Genomic DNA, 15,894 nt, shown 5'->3' with positions numbered 1-15,894 from the left:
ACGACAAGGTAGATAGGCCAGGTGTGTAAGATGGGCAACCATTTCAGCTGACTGGTACTAATAGGCCGAGGGCTTGACTTAAAAGCAGAGAACCGAGTTTGAAGAAGCGAAAGCGACGCGCAAACTCGAGTGAATCGCTTTGTTCCGAGCGGAAGTGAGGAACATCCTATGAATAAAAGCGCAAAGTATTCTTCTTCTGTGAAGTTTTCAGGGAATATACCCGGTAAAGGCACTTACATAGGTAGGTGCTTTTTTACTTTTCGAGAATTAATTTATCATAGGGTTGTACAGATGGTTAATAGGGCGAACCCTCTTATTAACGTTACTTTGCAAGCCTAGAAAGGCAGAATGCCTTTAATACTGAAAAAAATAGCAAAAAAATTTAATTACCCTCTAGACAAAATCTCAACATATGCTATAATCAAAGTAATTAAATGATACGTGAGTCAACGACGACTCCTCTTGTTGTAATACAGGGGAGTTTTTTATATTTTTTTAGGTATTGACTCACGATAAGTACACAAAATAAGGCTGAGGTGAAGAAAAATGACTAAAAATTTACCTCATAAGCTTTAAGTCAGCTCAGTAATTGATTAATAAAATGTCAACTTAAAAAATGATGATGAATTTGAAAGGGGTTTTTGGGATGAGCATTTACGGATCAAATGTATTTAATGATGCAGCTTTAAAGGAGCGTCTTCCTAAAGCGATTTACAAGGCTTTAAACAAGACAATTGCAGAGGGACGTTCTTTAGATCCTGCAATTGCTGATGTAGTCGCTAATGCCATGAAAGATTGGGCTATTGAGAAAGGTGCAACGCATTTTACTCATTGGTTCCAACCGATGACTGGTATAACTGCTGAGAAACATGATGCCTTTATCTCTCCTACTGCTGATGGCAAAGCCATCATGGAATTCTCCGGCAAAGAATTGATTAAAGGCGAACCTGATGCTTCGTCCTTCCCCTCCGGTGGTCTTAGAGCCACTTTTGAAGCTAGAGGATATACTGCCTGGGATTGCACTTCCCCGGCATTTGTAAAAGATGGTTCCTTATGTATCCCCACGGCTTTCTGCTCATACACAGGTGAAGCCCTTGATAAGAAAACTCCGCTGCTGCGTTCGATGGAAGCCTTGTCAAAACAAGCCTTGCGCGTATTAAAGGCTCTTGGCAATACAACAACCAACAAAGTTATTACCACTGTTGGTCCTGAGCAGGAGTACTTCCTGATCGATAAGAAATTGTTCGAACAAAGAAAAGACTTAATTTTTGCCGGCAGAACACTTTTTGGTGCTAAGCCTCCTAAAGGGCAGGAAATGGAAGATCATTATTTCGGTTCGCTGAAAGAAAGAATTTCCGCTTACATGAAAGAAATCGATGAAGAGCTGTGGAAGCTTGGCGTTTCTGCTAAGACAAAGCACAACGAAGTTGCTCCTGCCCAGCATGAGCTTGCTCCGATCTTTACTACAACTAACATAGCAACAGATCATAACCAGCTTACCATGGATACAATGAAGAAAGTTGCTTTGAGACATGGCCTGGTATGCTTGCTCCATGAAAAACCATTTGCTGGCATTAATGGCTCCGGTAAGCATAACAACTGGTCGATGGGAACAGATGATGGAATGAACCTGTTAGACCCAGGCAACACTCCTCATGATAATCAACAATTCCTGCTCTTCTTATGTGCAGTTATTAAAGCCGTAGACGAATATGCTGATTTGTTGCGTATGTCTGCCGCAAATCCTGGAAATGACCATAGATTGGGCGCCAATGAGGCTCCTCCGGCTATTATCTCCATCTTCTTAGGCGAACAACTGCAAGATATCCTGGAACAAATCGAAAAAGGCGGAGCTACCAGTTCGAAAACTGGCGGCTTGATGGAAATTGGTGTAACTACGCTGCCTGCGTTGCCGAAAGATGCAACTGACAGAAACAGAACCTCTCCATTTGCCTTTACCGGTAACAAGTTCGAATTTAGAATGGTGCCTTCTTCCGGTTCGATTGCTGCTCCGAACTATATTTTAAATACAATCGTTGCTGAAATTCTGGATGAAGTTGCCAGCAGACTGGAAAAAGCCCAGGATGTGAACGCTGAAGTTAAAGCATTCTTAACTGAAGTAGCAACGAAGCATAAAAAAGTAGTCTTCAATGGCAACGGTTATTCCGATGAGTGGGTAGTGGAAGCCGAAAAAAGAGGCTTGCCGAACATTAAGACTACTGTAGAAGCTACTAAAGCGCTGATTGCTGAAAAGAATTTGGCTGTTATGGAAAAACATGCTGTTCTAAGCAGAGTGGAAATGGAATCCCGTTATGAAATTGAGCTTGAAAACTATATCAAGACAATTAACATTGAATCATTGACGATGATTGAAATGGCGAAGAGACAAATTCTTCCTGCTGTTATCAAATTTGCTACCAACCTGGCTGCTTCCATCAATACCATTAAAGCTACCGGTATTGCAGCTGATTTGTCAGCCCAAACGGAATTGCTGACTGAGGTGTCTGCTTTGGCTGGCGATCTGAAGAAAAAGATCGCTGCTCTGGAAGCTGCTACTGATAAAGCTTCTAATGCTCATGGTGATTCCTATGCACAAGCCTCTTTATTCCGCTTTGATGTATTCGAAAAAATGGGCGCATTACGGGAAGTTGCTGATACACTGGAGACTCTGGTTGACAAAGATGTATGGCCAATGCCTACGTACGCAGAATTATTGTTCAACATCTAACTGTCAGCAGCATTTGTTAGAAACTGTGAGTTAAACGTAACCCAAGTAAACCATGATTTCGTGGTTGCAAAGCAGCAACAGAAACTCCCTCAACGGTGGTTGGGGGAGTTTCTCTAAAAAAGAGGTGTACTATGGATGCAATCGACTTACGCATACTAGAAATCCTTCTAGGTGATGGCCGCGTTACCATGAAAGAATTGGGTCAGCGAGTAGGGCTTACCAGTCCGGCGACAATTGAGCGTGTCAAAAAGCTGGAAGATACAGATGTTATCAAAGGATACAAAGCGATTGTCAACGTTAAGAAAACGGGACTGCCTATCCGAGCCTTTATTCTCGTCAAAACCAATGTCGATACCTGTAAGAAATTCCTTGAATTCAGTGACGGTCATGGATCAGTCTTGTCCTGTCACCGGATCACTGGTGATGCAGACTATCTCGTAGAAGTGGTTGCAACTGGTATGGATACTTTGGAACGATTAATTGATGAATTTATGCAATATGGCGTAACAAAAACTCACGTTGTGCTTTCGTCTTCCATGGAGCAGAAAAGCGTAGCGCTGCCGGGTTAACCTTTCTCTACTAAAGAAAAACAAGAAGACTCCCGTATTTTTTACGGGAGTCTTCTATTTCTCTATGATTTGAATAAACTACACTCTAGATGCATTCTTTAACTGCTGCTAATGCTTTTTCATAATCCGGCTGGTCTTTAATTTCCGGCACGTATTGAACATAGCGTACAACGTCCTGCTTGTCGATTACAATGACGCCGCGGGCCAGCAGGCGGAGCTCTTCCATTACAAAACCGTATTTCAGGCCGAAATCCAGATCTTTATGGTCAGACAACGTTTTTACATTTGTAATTCCGTTTGCACCGCAATATCTTTTTAAAGCAAAGGGCAGGTCAACGCTAACCGTTAAAATCACTACGCCGTCAATCTGCGAGGCATCCTGGTTAAACCAGCGGGTCTGCATATCGCAAACTGAGGTATCAATGGATGGAACAACACTGATAATGCGAATGGAACCTTTATAGTCATCAAGTGATGCAGGAGTTAAGTCGGGCGTTAGTACTGTAAAATTAGGCGCTGTATCGCCAACCTTAATTTCATTACCGAGTAAAGTAACCGGAGTATTGCCAAATTTCACTAAGCCTGTACGTTTTTGCATAATAGAAAACCTCCTTAACGGATAATACTAACTATCCATATTTTAACATGGTAAAATATTCTTGTAAATAATAATTGTTTTTAGTAACGATTCCTTTTTCTATTAATGAAGACCAGTACCAGGCAGCAGGAGGATATTGGGCATAGAAAGGATAATTAATCATAGTAGCAGGAGGTACTAGTGTGATTTCTTTCCTTAAGTTTCAGGTTTTACAGGCATTTTTTCGTACCCATTGGCTGGTCTATTTTACTGGCGTACTTCTCCTTATTATCGTAGATCTATTGCAGCTTTTTATTCCCCGCATCATCGGAAAAGCTGTTGACGGTTTACTCTCCAGCAGCGGAGAGGTCCTTTGGCAGCTGCTGGTGTTAACTGCAATCAGCTGCGTAATCGCAATTCTACGCTATGCTTACAGAGAATGTATCATGGGCACTACACGAAGACTGGAATATTACTTGCGAAAAAGAATTTTTTCTCATGCCCTGCGTTTGCCAATGGCTTTTTTTGATGAACATGGGCCAGGAAAGATTATGGCATTGACCACTAATGACGTTTCTGCAGTCCGCGTGGCGGTCGGGCTGGGGATTATGCTGTTCGTAGATGCCGTCATAATGGGAGCGGCATCACTGCTTGTAATGATAAAAACAATTAACTGGCAGTTGGCGGCTTGGACGATTCTGCCATTGCCGTTCATATTTATTCTGGTTATTTACATGGGACGGTTCGTTCATGACCGTTTTCGGAAAGTACAAGAGAACTTTAGCGCAATGACGGAATTTACGCAAGAAGTTTTTGCAGGCGTGAAAATTATTAAAGGCTTTGCGGCCGAAAAAACGACGTTAGAACGTTTTTCAAGTATTAATAGAGCAAATGTTGCAGCTAATATGGAGATGGCTCAATTACAGGCAGCTTATATGCCGGTCACGCATATTGCACCGCTTAGCTGCTATGCTATTGCTTTATTTATGGGGGGGAACCTGATCATCAACGGTACGATTACCGTCGGTGAGTTTGCCGCTTTTTCCGGGTATTTAGGACTGATTATCTGGCCGGTTATGGGATTAGGCTATTTGATCAATACCATACAGCGCGGTACCGCTTCTTTGAACCGTATTGCCGATTTACTGGAGCAGCCGGCATATGAAGGCACTGAGGCGGGGGAAACAGATCCGCCAACGACAGACAGTGCAGCTATTACGATTAATGATTTGACTTTTACCTATCCGACGGCAAAGCAACCGGCCTTGCGGCAGGTATCTTTACATATACCTGCAGGAGCGGTCATTGGGATTGTGGGGCGGACCGGGGCCGGGAAGTCAACGCTATTGCAGTTATTATTACGCTTGTATGATCCGCCGGAAAATGCGATTTATGTCGGTGACCGGGAAATTCATACCATCGCTTACAGCGAATTGCGTCAGGCAGTAGGCTATGTGCCGCAAGACAGTTTTCTCTTTTCCAAGACAATTGCGGAGAATATTGCTTTTGAGCAGACCTATTCCCGGGAGGAGATTGAAAAAGCCGCCCAACTTGCCGCAATCCAGGAAGCGATTGATGATAAGCCTATGGGTTTTGGTACTGTGCTTGGTGAAAAAGGGAAAAAATTGTCCGGCGGCCAGCAGCAGCGAATCGCGATTGCCCGGGCGCTGATTAAAAAGCCTGCCATTTTGCTGCTTGATGATATATTTGCCGCATTAGACTACCGCACCCAAGCGGAGCTGCTTGCCAATATGCGCCACTTTATTGCCAATAGGACGACGCTGATTGTATCGCAGCGGGTTGCGGCCGTAAAAGCGGCAGATGTAATTATTGTCATGCAGGAAGGTGCAATTGCCGAACAGGGCACCCATCAACAATTATTGGCGAAAAGAGGCTTGTATTATGAGCTGTATGAGCAGCAACTCATACAAGGTGAAGAATAATGGCAATGTATGGTAAAAGACAAACCGAGGAAGCAACAAATGCTGCCACTAAGGCGTGGGATCGTAAAATGCTGGTGGTGCTGTGGGGATTTGCCAAGCCTTTTTTCAAGCTGCTGCTGGCAGCATTTGTTATCATGCTGCTGGGAACAGGTGCGGATTTAATTCGCCCATACTTATTGAAAGTTGCGATTGATGAACAAGTCGTCACTCACAACGTAGACGGATTAATCCAAACCGCTCAGCTTTATGGCAGTACCATTGTGATCAGCATTATCTTATCGTACGGTCAAACTCTGTTATTGCAATATATTGGTCAGCAAATCATTTTTGATATCAGGCAAAAAGTATTTTATCAGTTGCTTTATCAGCGGTACTCGCAGCTGGAAACTCAGCCTGTCGGGAAAATGGTGACACGGGTAACCAATGATACCGATGCGATCAAAGATTTATACACCGATGTTTTAATATCGTTTATCAGTGACTTTATCATGATTATGGGAATTATCGTTGTCATGGTGCTGATGGATTGGCAATTGGCACTGGTGTCGTTTACCGTCATTCCTGTCATGATTGTGGTTGCAATTGCTTATCAAAAATATGCGCGCAGTGCCTACCGGCTGGTTCGTGAAAAAACATCGTCACTGAATACGTTTATTCAGGAAAACTTAAATGGCATTAAGATTGTGAAAGCCTTTGCCCGCTTTAAACAGACCGAAGGAGAGTACCAGCACGTCAGTGATGAATATTTGTCAGCAGGCTTAAAAGAAATGCGCACGTACGCTATCTTTCGTCCATTAGTTGATTTAGTGTACTCTCTGGCAATTATTCTGGTGCTCTGGTTCAGCAACTGGCAGATCGCAAGCGGCTTAGAGATTGGTGTTGTAGTCGCTTTTTTGCGCTATGTGGAGAAGTTTTTTTGGCCTATTAAGGATCTGGCGGAAAAATACAGCCTGCTTCAGTCGGCCTTAGCGGCAGCCGAGCGGATTTGGGATTTAATCTCTGCTGAAAAATTGCAGGAGGAGCCGCAGGACGTTAGTGCCGGACAGCAATTCAAAGGCGAAATCCGGTTTGAGCATGTTTGGTTTGCCTATGAGCAAGAGCAATGGGTATTGCAGGATGTGTCCCTTGTTATCCCGGCGGGACAATTTATTGGTATTGCCGGCTTATCTGGGTCAGGTAAAACGACTTTGCTGCAGTTACTGCTCCGTTTCTACGAACCCCAGCAGGGGACGATTTACGTTGACGGAATGGATGTACGGACAATACCGGTTGAGCTATTGCGCAGCAGGATTGGGGCCGTATTTCAGGAAGTGCATTTGTTCAAAGGCACCATTGCCGATAATATCAGTCTGTACAACAAAGCTATAGCAAATGACCGGATTATAATGGCTGCCCGCACAGCAAACATTCATGACACCATTATCAATATGCCGCAGGGTTATGATACACCGGTAGGGTATCAGGGAGCTCTGTTATCAATGGGACAACGGCAGCTGTTGTCCTTTGCACGAGCCGTAGCTGCCGGAACGGATATCCTGGCCCTGGATGAAGCTACCTCCAGCATTGATAGTGAGACGGAAGGTATGATCCAGAATGCGCTGGAGAAAATCGCATCGCAGCAGACAATTGTTGTTGTGGCCCATCGTTTATCAACTATTCAGCAGGCAGACCGGATTTTTGTCATGCACAAAGGAAAAATTGCCGAGCAGGGAACACACCTGGAACTATTAGCTCAACAAGGACTCTACAGCCGGCTATATAATTATCAATAGCTTGGCAGGAGTTGGCAGAAAAACAGGGAATTAGAACAAGGAAATGATATGAGGGGGTGTATTGTAGTGGAAAATACTTTTAGTGATTTAGAAGGCCTTAGAGTTGCGATCGAGATAGAAGCTCGTGGTAAGGCATTTTATCACCAGGCTTACGAACAAGCAGTCCACCAAGAACATAAAGACCTCTTTCTTTTTCTAATGAATGAAGAAGCGCAGCATCTCGAGCTATTTACGCAGATTTTTACAGCAGTTTCGGAACGCAAAGAAGCTCATTCCACCGAGTACTTGTTTGATCCGGAAACCTATCGCTATTTGACCGTCCTGGCTGAATCGCACATTTTTCCCCAGGAAAGCCTGGCCGGCGAGAAAATAGCTGAGCTGAACAGTGTCAGAAGTATCTTACATACGGCAATGCAGGCGGAAAAGGACTCGATCTTGTTATATGATGAACTTTCCCGCAACGCCAAATTTGATGATGCTAGAAAAATATTTGCCAGGCTGAAAATAGAAGAACAGGGCCATGTGGTAAAATTACGTGAGATGATGGAAGCTTGGACGTAAAGGAGACATAACTGTGGCGAAAGGGCAAGGAAAAAAAGCACACCATAAGCGGGATGTTGATCAATTGAACCGTACTGCCTTACTTGTTGGTGGGGGCATTGCTGTTGCAGTTTTACTTGTTGTAGTCGCTTCTGTTTTATTCTAAATATTCAGGCGCCCTTCCAAGGGGTGCCTTTTTGTATCAAATCATTATTTTTATGCCGGGGTGGAAATGATAGACTAGTAAGGGTATACTGATTGCTAAGATAAAAGTGGGAGAGGGCGGATTCGGATGGATAAAGAATGGATTGCAGCAACAATTGAAAAAATCAGTACATGGGGAAAGGGAACCCGCGGCACTAGCCGTCTGGCCTTTAGCGCAGAGGATTGGCAGGCGAAAGAATACTTTATCAGCTTAATGAAAGAAGCCGGATTAGCAGTCCGGTTTGATGCGTTCGGCAATATCATTGGCCGTTTGGAAGGGCGTAATCCGCATGCTCCGGCCGTTGTTACCGGCTCTCATCTTGACACCGTTCCTGAAGGCGGCGATTATGATGGGATTGTTGGCGTAGTAGGCGGTCTGGCAGCAATTAAGCAATTGAAAGAAAAAGGGGAATTGACCCATCCACTGGAGTTGATTATCTTTGCAGCAGAAGAGTCCAGCCGCTTCGGTTTTGCGACTATGGGCAGCAAGGTTATGGCCGGTACGACTAATCTTTCCGCCTGGAGCAAGGCAAAAGATCAAAATGGAATTACGTTAGCAGAAGCTCTTGAGGCACAAGGTTTTGATTTGCAGGGCATTCCTAACGCAATCCGTCAGAAGCAGGAGTTAAAAGCGTTTGTGGAACTGCATATTGAGCAGGGGCCGGTGCTGGAAGCCGATAAAACGACGATCGGGATCGTTTCGGCGATCGCTGCTCCAACCCGTCTGAAGATTACAGTTGAGGGCATGGCAGCACATTCCGGTACGACACCGATGGATCAACGGCAGGATGCATTGGTGAGCGCAGCCATGATTGTGCTGGCTGTGCAGGAAATTGCAATGGAGCAATCTCATTTAGGCACGGTGGGGACTGTGGGGGCCATGAAGGTTCATCCGGGTGTCATGAATGTTGTTCCTGGCTTAGTTGAGATGTGGGTAGATATTCGTGGTATTAATCACGAAAGCATTATCGAAGCGATGCAGGATATCAAGGACGCAATCAGCACAATTGCTGAAGGCCAGGATACACCGGTATCAATTGAAGTGCTGTCATCGGATAAACCGGTATTCATGGATGACCACATTAAAGGAATTATTGAGGAAGCCAGCCGCCGCCTGGGAATCTCCTACAAACGCATGCCTTCCGGCGCAGGGCATGATGCCATGAATATGGCGCAGCTTACCGCCGCGGGTATGATTTTTATTCCCTGCCGCAATGGCATCAGCCATAATCCGGAAGAATACACCCAGCTTGAGGATATTGCCGCAGGTGTTGAAGTATTGACAGAAACATTATACCAATTGGCAAAATAGCACAACAAATAGCAAAAACAAAGGTATGCCCGCTGCTTGCGAGCATACCTTTGTTTACATATATTACAGTTTTCTATAAAGCGGCCATAATGGTATAATGAAGGATGTACAGCTAGGAAGGGGTCATCACATTGAAGAAAACAATAGCTGCCTTGTTTGTAACAGTGGCCTGCTCCTTTGTCTTTTCTTCTTTACCGGCTGCTCATGCGGCAACGCTGGAAGAGCAGCTTGCAAAAGCAGCACTGGAAAGTGGCAACTTAAATCGAATCCAAGAACTATTGAACGTAAAAAAACAGTTTGATCAGGGGAATAAAGAGAACCTGTGGAGTGTGATTGCCAATACGGCATTACAACAACTGACTGCTGCTAATGGAGTTTCAGCGGATGACCTGGCCAACAGTAATATGAGCAGCCAGGTAGAAAACAAGCTGCGGCAGGAAATGGAGAAGCGGGTTGCCGATACGATTAAGCCCTATGGGAATAATCTGGCAGCTCTCGCGTTGCTGCTGAATCAAAATGCGGCTCTTACCCCCCAGGCGGCAGTAAAAAACGATTCCCTGGCAGGGGCCCCGGACAATTATAAAAAAGTGTTAAACATGACAGCAACTGCCTATGCTCCCGGGGCATTAGACAATGGCAAATGGGGTAATTTGACGTATATGGGAGGCAAAGTGCGTAAGGGAGTCGCTGCCGTTGACCCTGATGTTATCCCTATGGGTACACGCCTATGGATTGAAGGTTATGGCGAGGCCGTTGCTGAAGATCAAGGCAGTGCTATTCAGGGCAACCGGATCGATTTAGCCTTTAACAACCGCTCAGAGGCACTCAATTATGGTATACAGCGAGTGAAAGCATATGTACTGGAGTAACCGGCTAAGCCGGTTACTTTTTTCGTATAACAGTAAGTCCTGGCGGAAACAAAGTGGTTTTTGCAGGAATAGCGGGATTTAACTCGAATATTGTCGTGAGCGGGAGGATGAATGATGAAAAGAATCGTTACAGCAATATTGATCATTATTTTTAGCTTAGCAGCAGCAGTAGAGGCAGCTCCGAAGGACAATACGGCGGTAGAGTATGAAAAGGGAACGGTATTATCCGTTGGCGCCTTGGATGCTTCCATGCAAAAAGAATATTTTATGGGACAGGGCCAGCTGGTCAGCATTAAATTGACATCAGGGCCGGAAGCGGGAAAAGTCGTTGACACCTTTAATTACATAACAGGAAAATCCATGTATGAGATCAATGTTAATCCTGGTGACAAAGTGATTGTGGCTATAGCGCATGATCTACAGCGTACTACGTATCATGTAAGCGATTTTGACCGCTTCGATTATGTATATTGGCTGCTTGGTTTTTTTGCCCTGGCTTTAATTGTGTTTGGCGGGATTGTTGGTGTTAAATCGGTATTTGTTATTGCCTTTTCCACACTGCTTATTTGCCAGTTTTTCATCGGTCAGGTTATTATGGCTAAAGTTAATATAACAGTCCTGACTTTGGCTATCAGTGCGGTTATCGCTGTTGTTACCCAGGTTACGATCAGTGGGCGGACGATAAAAACCCTGGCCGCTGTCCTGGGAACAATCGGCGGCGTAAGTATTGCCGCTATTTTGTCCATTGGTTCCATTCAACTGATGCACCTTACCGGACTTGATAGTGAAGAGGCAATGATGTTAAAGGCAGCTATTCTGCCTATGGTCGATTTCCAGGGAGTATTGTTTGCCGGAATGGTATTTGGGGCATTAGGGGCTGTCATGGATGTGACTATCTCGATTTCCTCAGCACTCTACGAAGTAAAAGAGGCTCAGCCGGCCATTGATGCCAAAGGACTATTTAAGACCGGCATGAATGTGGGACGGGATATTATGGGGACAATGTCGAACACATTGATCCTGGCGTATACCGGCAGTTCCCTGCCGTTAATGCTTCTCATTGCTTCACAAAAACAAGTGTCGATGGTGAAGATCTTAAATCTGAACATGATTGTTACAGAATTTGCCCGGGCATTAACAGGCAGCATAGGCTTAATCTGTGCCATTCCTTTAACGGCAATTATTACCGCTTTCTTGCTGCGGAACCGCTCAGAGTAACGCGATCACCGATTGTTCAGCCAGCTCTAAGGCATGTGCCGCATGATGTACAGCCGGGCCGCCGCCCTGCGCGGAAGTATCGGAACCGCCGCCTTTTCCTTCGATAAGAGGGAGGGCGGCTTTTAGTATTGCGCCCATATTCAAATTTAGGCCAGGTGAACAGCTGAAGACCAAATGGACCTTGCTGTTATCACCGGCAAATCCTGCCAGCAGTGCAACTGTCGCAGGAAAAGAAACCAGCTGTCTGGCAAGTCCGGCGACCTCAGCCGGAGATGAATTTGCTAATTGATAGGCAATGATTTTGATCCCCTTTACCGGTTCCGCCTGACGGTAGAGGTTGTCGGCAAGCTGGATGCTGAGTTCCTGTCTGGCGGCGGCCAACTGCCGGCTAGTTTCATCCGCTTTCGCGAGCAGCTTATCGAAAGCTGCGAGCAGTTGCGGTCCCGGAGCTGACAGGCGTCCGGAAAGTTCTTGTATTAATAGGTTCTTATATTGATAATCGGCAAGTGCGCGATAACCGCATACAAAATCGAGGCGAATGGCATTGTTTTTTCTTTCCCAGCTGCGAATTTTAATTATGCCGATTTCACCCGTTGCTGCTACATGAGTTCCGCCACAGGGGCAGCAATCAATTCCCGCTATTTCAATTAAGCGAATCGCCGCAAAGTCTTTGGCAGGCGGTTTACGCAGCGGGTACTCATGCAGAGTGGCTGGTGTAGCCTGGTGAATGCTTACTGCCTTATTGCGAACAAGCAGTTCATTTGCTGCTTGTTCGGCAGACTTCAGCTCTTCATCAGTAAAGCCCGGCAGGTCAAGATCAATCTGACTGGACTGCGCTCCCATATGAAACCCTACTGTAGCTGCCCCAAACAGCTCATGGCAGGCGGCTGATAAAATATGCTGTCCCGTATGCTGCTGCATGTGGTCAAAGCGCCGTGCCCAGTCAATCGCAGCTTCTACTGTCTCGGTTGGCGGCAGCTCGGACATGACGTGAATGATATCGGTTCCTTCACGGTAGACATCGGTTACCGGTAGACCATTAATCTGCCCGTGATCAGAAGGTTGTCCACCTCCTTCAGGATAAAAGGCGGTATGCTCCAGCACGACGCCAACACTGCCGTTTGGCAGTGGAATCGTTTGCTTAATCCGGCTGTGAAACTGACGAATATAGCTGTTGTTTTGAAATAAAAGCTCGGTCACAGGGCTCGCCTCCCAATTGTTAACATAGCTTCATTATAGCGTATCCAGGAAATACATTCATCCCGGAATGCATATATATCTATCATTAACAGCTTAAGGAGGCAGTGTTATGATTTACTTTCGATCATTTCCGTGCAGCCGGCAGCGCCTTTACTATAGCATTACCGCTATCGTTTTGTTGAGCTTAGTATTTGGCATGATCGGCTTCGAATTTGCTGATGAACGGGAGTTTGTTATCCAGGATAATCCAGTGGTGGAAGGCGTACCTGGCGGCAATATCAGCATCACGATCAACTTAGCGAAACGGCTGCTGGAAGTATACAGTGATGAAGAACTCTTTAAAAAGTACCGGATTGCTGTTGGCAAGAGTGGAACGCCGTCCCCAATCGGCGAATGGCAGGTGGTTTGGAAGGATTATAACTGGGGAACCGGCTTTGGTACGCGGTGGATGGGCCTCAATGTGCCCTGGGGAGTCTACGGTATTCATGGCACTAACAAACCTTGGTCGATTGGGCAGTTTGCCAGCCATGGCTGCATACGCATGCGTAATAAAGATGTGGAAGAATTATTCGAATGGGTGCCGGTGGGAACGCCGGTGAGGATAGAAGGGCGAAACGTAAAAATCCAGCGCGTATTGAAGTACCAGACAACAGGTGCCGATGTTGTTGTTTTGCAAATTAAGCTAAAGGAGCTGGGGTATCTCCAGGAACGGGCTGATGGTATCTATGGCAAGGCAACGGAAGAAGCCGTCCGCAAATACCAGCAGGATAAAGGCATGGAAGTAACGGGTGTCGTCAACAAGGCCGTGGTGGAAACGCTGGGCGTATAGCCTAGGTTTGACCAAAGAAATAAATTGTTGTAATATAGAAAAGGAGCCGAATCTTCATAGTACGGGGGAACCAAATAGATTCAACAGGGGATAATCCGCAAAAGCGGAGGGGCGTGTTCTCAATTCTCTCTTTTCCCTATCCCGACAGCTAACCCCGGAGGCTTAAGACCGGTGCGGATTTTACTGCCAGACGCAGTAAGTCTGAGCGGCACACCAAAAGAGAGGTGGAACAATTGAAAAAGATTCTATTCCTTACTGTTTTATTGACAGTAATGCTGTGCACGAATGCTGCTGTTTTTGCTGCGCCGGGGGATAAGCTCCTGAAGCAGGGAATGCGCGGTGATGATGTACAGGTGCTGCAGAAGCTATTAAGTGATGCCGGAGTGTACAGCGGTGATGCTGACGGTATCTTTGGTAATTCGACATTCCAGGCAGTGCAGGAGTTTCAGCGGATTCATGGACTCTCAGTTGACGGAGTAGTTGGCAAGCAAACCTGGGGCTACTTAGAACGTGCTGGTTCCGAGCCATCACGCTACAGCAGATCGCTTGTTGTAACGGCCTCTGCTTACTCGGCTTATGATACCGGCAATTCCAGTTTTACCAGCCGCGGCAACCCTGTACATAAAGGCATTGTGGCAGTTGATCCCAATACCATACCACTTGGTACCCGGTTATATATTCCAGGGTATGGCTACGCGATTGCCGATGATGTTGGTGGTGCAATAAAAGGCAACCGGATCGATCTTGCTTTTGACAGCCATGGTCAGGCGCTGGATTTTGGTGTTCAGCGTGTGACAGTGTATATCCTTGATTGAACAGGCGCATGCGCCTGTTTTTTATCTTATCAGAAAGTAATATGCCTAGGCGAAATAAAACGACAGAGGCTTTGCTAGTTTTAGTGGTCCAAACTATAAAATGATGGATGTTGGCAGGAGGAAGGATCTCATGAATGATTCGGTAAAATGGCTTCAACAGCACTTAATCCAAATATATGACCGGAACCCTTATGTAAAATTACTGGATATGCAAATTGTCAGCATTGCTGAGGGGCATGTCAAAATGGATATGCCTGTAGCAGCGGACAAGCATGCCAACTTGTATGGCGCAGCTCATGGCGGTTCACTGGCATCACTGGCGGATACGGTTATGGGGGTAGCCTGCGCTTCCTGCGGCAAACGGGTTGTGACAATCGAGATGAACATCAATTATCTCAAGGGTGTCGCGGCCGGTTCGACTGTTTTAGCGGAGGGCAAAGTGATTCATAACGGACGGCAGACCATTGTGGTCGAGGCAGATCTTTTTGACGGTCAGGGTAATCTGGCTGCTAAGAGCCGGGGAACATTTTGTGTTATCGGCCGTTTTGAACATGAGTAATCCGGTACAGCTTACTGCCATCCCCTCGCGCGCTTCCCTGCTGCAGGCAGTCATTCACCGGCCAGTCCAGGATAACGGCAGAACGCTGATTATGAGTCATGGTTTCCGCGGTTCAAAAGACGGCAGCGGCAAAGCCGTACGTTTGGCGGAAATGGCCGCAGAAATTGGCTTTACCGCAGTACGGTATGATTTTACTCCTGGCCAGTCCTTATCCATGCAAGTGGCAGAGCTAACCAGTGTGATTGCTTTTTGCCGGCAGCATACCGGTGAACAAATTATCTTGCTGGGACGCAGCATGGGCGGGTGTGCCTCCCTGGTGTGTGCCGCTGCCGATCCTTCAATCGAGGGACTTGCATTATGGGCTACGCCCTGCAATTTAACCGAGACGTTTCAGCTTGCGTTGGGAAAAGACTATGCTTTACTGGAACAAGGCGAGCGGCTGAAGCTCAATGACAGCTATGGAATATTGGAACTGAAGCCGGAATTTATCCGTGATTTTGCCAAGCATGATTTGCTACATTCTATGCGCTCACTGGCAGAGCGCAGGATACCTGTGCTCGTTTTGTATGGCACAGCGGATGAAGTAGTCCCTATCCGGCAGGCCAGGCTGCTCTATGAAACTGCTGTTCAGCCGAAAACGTTCGTGCAAATTGACGGCGGCGACCATCAATTTACGCAGCATGGCGTACTGGCAGCCGATGCCGTAACAAAATGGCTGACGGATAATTTCTTAGAATAAAAAATTAAGCACCGCCGATA

General features: G+C 46.0%; 15 protein-coding genes, 1 rRNA gene and 1 riboswitch. Of the genes, 14 read left to right on the top strand and 2 right to left on the bottom strand.

Features of this window, described 5'->3' with window-relative positions; all coding sequences use genetic code 11:
• The 3 genes from EV210_RS21190 to EV210_RS21180 form a co-directional block, all read left to right on the top strand.
• Window positions 1–81, top strand: a 23S ribosomal RNA gene (locus EV210_RS21190); the annotation flags it as partial.
• Between the two features lie 565 nt (window positions 82–646).
• A complete protein-coding gene (locus tag EV210_RS21185; RefSeq protein ID WP_207900801.1) occupies window positions 647–2,728 on the top strand; it encodes a glutamine synthetase III family protein in 2,082 nt (693 codons plus the stop codon).
• A 131-nt stretch (window positions 2,729–2,859) separates the two neighbouring features.
• On the top strand, window positions 2,860–3,297 hold the full coding sequence (locus tag EV210_RS21180) for an Lrp/AsnC family transcriptional regulator (RefSeq protein WP_132083402.1): 438 nt from the start codon (window positions 2,860–2,862) through the stop codon (window positions 3,295–3,297).
• Between the two features lie 85 nt (window positions 3,298–3,382).
• Here EV210_RS21180 and tpx read toward each other — a convergent pair whose 3' ends face one another.
• Window positions 3,383–3,895 (bottom strand): thiol peroxidase, encoded by a 513-nt coding sequence (gene tpx, locus EV210_RS21175; RefSeq protein ID WP_132083400.1) that lies wholly within the window; start codon window positions 3,893–3,895, stop codon window positions 3,383–3,385.
• Between the two features lie 182 nt (window positions 3,896–4,077).
• Between tpx and EV210_RS21170 the strand changes: the two genes are divergently transcribed.
• The 7 genes from EV210_RS21170 (at window position 4,078) to EV210_RS21145 (ending at window position 11,732) form a co-directional block, all read left to right on the top strand.
• Window positions 4,078–5,817 carry an ABC transporter ATP-binding protein gene (locus tag EV210_RS21170; protein ID WP_243650668.1) on the top strand — a complete coding sequence of 580 codons (1,740 nt, stop codon included), beginning with the start codon at window positions 4,078–4,080 and terminating at the stop codon, window positions 5,815–5,817.
• Entirely contained in the window at window positions 5,817–7,589 is a 1,773-nt protein-coding gene (locus EV210_RS21165; protein ID WP_132083398.1) for an ABC transporter ATP-binding protein, read from the top strand. Before EV210_RS21170 ends, EV210_RS21165 begins: the two co-directional genes overlap by 1 nt.
• A 66-nt stretch (window positions 7,590–7,655) precedes the next feature.
• Entirely contained in the window at window positions 7,656–8,150 is a 495-nt protein-coding gene (locus tag EV210_RS21160) for a ferritin family protein (RefSeq protein ID WP_243650667.1), read from the top strand.
• A 13-nt stretch (window positions 8,151–8,163) separates the two neighbouring features.
• Complete coding sequence (locus EV210_RS23380; RefSeq protein WP_279388523.1) at window positions 8,164–8,295, top strand: hypothetical protein; 132 nt, start codon at window positions 8,164–8,166, stop codon at window positions 8,293–8,295.
• Between the two features lie 126 nt (window positions 8,296–8,421).
• Entirely contained in the window at window positions 8,422–9,645 is a 1,224-nt protein-coding gene (locus EV210_RS21155; protein ID WP_243650666.1) for a Zn-dependent hydrolase, read from the top strand.
• Window positions 9,646–9,776: 131 nt separating this feature from the next.
• Window positions 9,777–10,514 carry a 3D domain-containing protein gene (locus tag EV210_RS22930; RefSeq protein WP_132083392.1) on the top strand — a complete coding sequence of 246 codons (738 nt, stop codon included), beginning with the start codon at window positions 9,777–9,779 and terminating at the stop codon, window positions 10,512–10,514.
• Between the two features lie 111 nt (window positions 10,515–10,625).
• Window positions 10,626–11,732, top strand: coding sequence for a YibE/F family protein (locus EV210_RS21145; protein ID WP_243650665.1), 1,107 nt, complete (start codon window positions 10,626–10,628; stop codon window positions 11,730–11,732).
• Here EV210_RS21145 and EV210_RS21140 read toward each other — a convergent pair.
• On the bottom strand, window positions 11,724–12,932 hold the full coding sequence (locus tag EV210_RS21140; protein WP_132083390.1) for an alanyl-tRNA editing protein: 1,209 nt from the start codon (window positions 12,930–12,932) through the stop codon (window positions 11,724–11,726). The two genes, EV210_RS21145 and EV210_RS21140, sit on opposite strands and share 9 nt — an antisense overlap.
• A 109-nt stretch (window positions 12,933–13,041) precedes the next feature.
• Here EV210_RS21140 and EV210_RS21135 point away from each other — a divergent pair, with 109 nt between their 5' ends.
• The 4 genes from EV210_RS21135 to EV210_RS21120 all read left to right on the top strand — a co-directional run bounded on the left by EV210_RS21135 (window position 13,042) and on the right by EV210_RS21120 (window position 15,874).
• Window positions 13,042–13,761, top strand: coding sequence for a L,D-transpeptidase family protein (locus EV210_RS21135; RefSeq protein ID WP_132083388.1), 720 nt, complete (start codon window positions 13,042–13,044; stop codon window positions 13,759–13,761).
• A 34-nt stretch (window positions 13,762–13,795) separates the two neighbouring features.
• Window positions 13,796–13,939: riboswitch (cyclic di-AMP (ydaO/yuaA leader) on the top strand.
• 55 nt (window positions 13,940–13,994) lie between these two features.
• A complete protein-coding gene (locus EV210_RS21130; RefSeq protein WP_243650664.1) occupies window positions 13,995–14,576 on the top strand; it encodes a peptidoglycan-binding protein in 582 nt (193 codons plus the stop codon).
• 130 nt (window positions 14,577–14,706) lie between these two features.
• Window positions 14,707–15,135, top strand: a complete 429-nt coding sequence (locus tag EV210_RS21125; protein WP_132083386.1) for a PaaI family thioesterase — start codon at window positions 14,707–14,709, stop codon at window positions 15,133–15,135.
• The gene (locus EV210_RS21120) at window positions 15,107–15,874 is read left to right on the top strand and encodes an alpha/beta hydrolase (protein WP_207900800.1); all 768 of its coding nucleotides are present in this window, start codon (window positions 15,107–15,109) and stop codon (window positions 15,872–15,874) included. Before EV210_RS21125 ends, EV210_RS21120 begins: the two co-directional genes overlap by 29 nt.
• The last annotated feature ends 20 nt before the right edge of the window (window positions 15,875–15,894 follow it).

Source organism: Anaerospora hongkongensis (assembly GCF_004339805.1).
GTDB lineage: Bacteria > Bacillota > Negativicutes > Sporomusales > DSM-15969 > Anaerospora > Anaerospora hongkongensis.
This window is presented reverse-complemented; position numbering and strand designations above follow the sequence as displayed.

Excerpts from the sequence above, each read along its gene's own strand:
- EV210_RS21155 (WP_243650666.1), top strand. The coding sequence starts at position 8,422 with ATGGATAAAGAATGGATTGCAGCAACAATTGAAAAAATCAGTACATGG.
- EV210_RS21125 (WP_132083386.1), top strand. The coding sequence starts at position 14,707 with ATGAATGATTCGGTAAAATGGCTTCAACAGCACTTAATCCAAATATAT.
- EV210_RS21145 (WP_243650665.1), top strand. The coding sequence starts at position 10,626 with ATGATGAAAAGAATCGTTACAGCAATATTGATCATTATTTTTAGCTTA.
- EV210_RS21135 (WP_132083388.1), top strand. The coding sequence starts at position 13,042 with ATGATTTACTTTCGATCATTTCCGTGCAGCCGGCAGCGCCTTTACTAT.
- EV210_RS21185 (WP_207900801.1), top strand. The coding sequence starts at position 647 with ATGAGCATTTACGGATCAAATGTATTTAATGATGCAGCTTTAAAGGAG.
- EV210_RS21180 (WP_132083402.1), top strand. The coding sequence starts at position 2,860 with ATGGATGCAATCGACTTACGCATACTAGAAATCCTTCTAGGTGATGGC.
- EV210_RS21165 (WP_132083398.1), top strand. The coding sequence starts at position 5,817 with ATGGCAATGTATGGTAAAAGACAAACCGAGGAAGCAACAAATGCTGCC.
- tpx (WP_132083400.1), bottom strand. The coding sequence starts at position 3,895 with ATGCAAAAACGTACAGGCTTAGTGAAATTTGGCAATACTCCGGTTACT.